This is a genomic window from Planktothrix sp. (assembly GCF_046067725.1).
Taxonomy (GTDB): domain Bacteria; phylum Cyanobacteriota; class Cyanobacteriia; order Cyanobacteriales; family Microcoleaceae; genus Planktothrix.
Genome location: NZ_JBJUDF010000006.1, coordinates 1 through 3643, shown reverse-complemented (window position 1 = coordinate 3643; position 3643 = coordinate 1). Strand labels below are relative to the sequence as shown.

The 3643-nt window shown below is 38.4% G+C and carries 3 protein-coding genes; all 3 read left to right on the top strand.

What is annotated here, in order from left to right:
• The first annotated feature begins 908 nt into the window (after window positions 1-908).
• The 3 genes from ACKPEB_RS00400 to ACKPEB_RS00390 all read left to right on the top strand — a co-directional run bounded on the left by ACKPEB_RS00400 (window position 909) and on the right by ACKPEB_RS00390 (window position 3277).
• The gene (locus ACKPEB_RS00400; RefSeq protein WP_408962782.1) at window positions 909-2135 is read left to right on the top strand and encodes a hypothetical protein; all 1227 of its coding nucleotides are present in this window, start codon (window positions 909-911) and stop codon (window positions 2133-2135) included.
• A 34-nt stretch (window positions 2136-2169) separates the two neighbouring features.
• Window positions 2170-2625 carry a hypothetical protein gene (locus ACKPEB_RS00395; protein WP_408962781.1) on the top strand — a complete coding sequence of 152 codons (456 nt, stop codon included), beginning with the start codon at window positions 2170-2172 and terminating at the stop codon, window positions 2623-2625.
• A 313-nt stretch (window positions 2626-2938) separates the two neighbouring features.
• Window positions 2939-3277, top strand: coding sequence for a hypothetical protein (locus tag ACKPEB_RS00390; RefSeq protein ID WP_408962780.1), 339 nt, complete (start codon window positions 2939-2941; stop codon window positions 3275-3277).
• The last annotated feature ends 366 nt before the right edge of the window (window positions 3278-3643 follow it).

Sequence of the window (3643 nt, the reverse complement as noted above, 5' to 3'; positions counted from 1 at the left end):
CCTGAATGGCATCAATTGAAAGCTCATGAACTGGCAGGCAGAATGTTTGAAGATGAATATGATTTGATACAAGCTGTAATTCAAGCCATTGAAGATAGAAACGAAAGAAATGATTGTACCTCTGAACGCTTGCGATTTAATTCCCTTAGCAACTCTCAAGAATTATCCTAAACAATCCTTTTCTATTATTTACTCTATTTATGACCACCTACTTAATAGCGGTATTGAGCGTGGTTTGGAAGAGTGTTTAGCGAGTTTTTAAAAGGGTTCCCTTAATGGGGGAACCCTTTTTTATTCTTTCCCTCATCATTTATATTTATATTTTCCGTAAACCTTATTAGGGTTTACGAAGTGTATCTTTAACTAAAACCTTATTAGGGTTTCCGGTGTATCTTTCAGTGCTATATGTGGCTTTTGGCGGTATTTCTGCTATAATTCAAATGTTAAAAAGAGTCCTGACTCGTCCCCTAAAAGACCTAAATCAGAACCCACAAAATACTACATTTTTTAATGATAAGGATATCGTATCCTAAAAAGGGTTTCTTCAGTTGAACTGATAAGAAAGTCTAATAGAAACGGGAAAAGGACTCACTTTTAGATAAGCGAGTCCAATGTTCTGTATAGACATATTACCAGATAATCAAGAAGACTGTCAACACCTGTATACAGATGACCCTAAAAACTGTATACACCTAAAACCGTTATCGGTGGCACGTCTCCAAACTTTCGCTAATAACTCTCTCTACTTCACCAGGCGTTCGCGTCTGATGGGGGATGACTATATTTTTCTCCCTGACGAGTCAAGGCTTATAAAGTCCAAAGTATCGAAACGACACAACCGATACAGGGACAATGCAGAGCAACAGAGGAAGAATGAACTGGACAAGTATCGAGCGTGTCTAGCGTGGTTGGTAGATATTGAATTAGATCTGGGATGGCATAAGTGTCCAGTGCCAAAATTTTTCTCTGAGTATAAAGACGAGATGTACCTAGTGTTCCCAGATGGACGGGTCACAATTTGGGCTAAGGTACGGGGTCAAGAGCAGCAAGTAGCGACCTCTACCATAGAGGAACTCAAAAAACGCTGTAACGCCCGCCTTGACATTATTAGAAAAGTGCAACAGGTATCTACAGGGGTTAAAAACTTCAGTGAAGGTTACAAAAACACTGTGTTTGGACGTAACGCCCGTCGAACGTTGTTAGAGGCAGGTGAGGTTGTCAATAAAACCTGTGGATTGAATAGTTATGTAGTAACCCTTACTTTGCCTGGTAATACTTCAAAAGCTAAAAAAGCGTTAGCCAATTATTCCAGCTATATCCTGAACCGATTGTTACAAGTACCAAGGCGTGTTAAAAAGCCTGTTTATTTGTTCAGCGTTTGGGAACTCCAGAAGCGGGGTGCATTGCATTTACATATTTCTGTTAGTGCCAAACCTGATGATTTAACGTCAGAAGAATTGGAATTAATTTGTCATAAAATTAAGGATAAGTGGTATCAGGTATTAATGGAGATGATTACTACAGTATCCATTAAAAGAGGAAACCGTGAAGGTAATTATCCTGGTGTAGATATGTTTGAAAAAAACACATCTACAGTTAACAGACACGATACATGGCGTTATCGTCCCGACGTTTGGGTCAAAGGTTGGGATATACAAAAAATAGAAAAAAGTGTAGGTAAGTATTTTGCTAAGTATGCAAGCAAAGACGCAAAAGCGGGTAATGGTTTCGCAGTAGTTAAAAGTAATGTACCCTCTCGATGGTGGTGTTGTAATTCGATTATTAGGGAGGAAATCAAGAAATATAGATACGACTACTCGGTGGGATATCATGAAATAGAAACCCATGATTTATTAATTTCAGTTCTTGAGGCTTACCCCCCAATAATGAATTATGAGTATGATTTCCATATAACTACCAAGCAATATAAAATAGATGACAATAATATATTAGATTTAAACTCAGAGGTAGAGGTAACTGTAGTTAATGGGACAACAGAAATATATTATTGGGAGCCTGATGTATTCCTAGAGGTATGTCAACTGATAAGGGAGCTAAAGGGTACATTTTCGGAAACAGGTTTTTACAGGGAACCCAAGACTGTTGACAGGCTGTATACACCCATGTTAGCTTAATAGTGTAGACACCTGTAGACACCCCGTATACACTATGGCAACTGAGTTATTGTCATTCCGTCTCTCAGGAGATGAGTTAGAATGGTTAAAAAGTCAACAACAAGAAGGTGAAACCCTTAACCTGACAGCCAAACGATTATTATTAGAAACCATGAAACAAACTGTAGACACCCCTGTAGACAGTGTAGTAGACACCCCTGAACTAGAGGCAAGGTTAGAGAAGAAAATAGAAGAAAAGATAGAGGCAATGTATGAACAATTAGCCAACAACATTAACTACATATTGGATACAAGATTACCCAGTGAACCCAAAACTGTAGACACCCCTGTAGACAGTGTAGTAGACACCCCCAAAAAACCATTAGATAGCTACACAGTTATAGAGTTAAGAAACATGGCTAAAAGTCTAGGAATTCCCTATAAAGTGAGAGACAGCAAAGTTGTCCTTATCCGTGAGATTTCCGCAAGGAAATCGACTCTTCCCCTGTGATACCATGACCCATAAACTCACTCTTTTATTGTCTTTTATTGGTTGACATCCATGCCAATAGTTGTTAATATAAAGTTACCGAGCAATGCTGGAGAGCAACTCGCGGGTCGTGGTAACACTAACCGAGTAGTAGGTGAAAGAAATGCTATCAAGCTGATACCTTGCCAACTATCTGATAGTTATGGCTCTATCACCAATTAAAAGCCATGAACTACACATAAAGGGAAAAGTATATAAATACTAAAATGCCTCCCACTTGAGAAATGGGAGGACTTCCCCAAAGTGTGGGTCTAGCACACAATGAGGTATTAAAATGATAGCACAGAAAGTGTTAATAGAATGTCGTGAAGTGACATTCTTGATTTCCGCTAATATTCCAGTGCCTAAATATCGTATTGGTCAGTTAGTAGAAGTTTTCAGTACAAAAGACTGGCAAAAACCTGACGAAAAATGTTGGTTCCCATGTCGGATAACGGGTATGGCATGGTATGACTACAACGGGCTTGATAGCCCTATCTGGGAGTATCAAGTTAAGTTTTTAAACTGTTCAGGAATGCCCTATGAATCATTTTTTGAAGATGAAATGTGTTTACTAGAGGATGGTCTGATGTTGCCTAGTTTTGTTGCTAATAAAGTCAGTGATCAATGCTAGAATAGATTGAGATAAAATCAGTTATCAGTTATCAATAAAAGTAGCTATTGCGGGTGAGTTAATTATGGATTTTAATAGCGGTATTGAGCGTGGGTTAGAAGGGTGTTTGGAGTCATTTTTAGACTCATATTTTCTTGATAGAGAGAGTGTAGAAGATGTTGGTTAAAAAAGAGCAAGCTAGGGAGGTGATTAAAAGTTTTTTACGTGATATCGACTGGAATCAGATGTTTTTGGCATCTCTAGGTTCATCCATTATTTCGGCTATGAATAATAGCAAAGAATAACCGCTAAAACTTGGTTTAACTTCCACGTGAAACCCCAACAGGGTTTCCGTGTTATGTTTAGCGAGTTTTTAAAAGGGTTCCC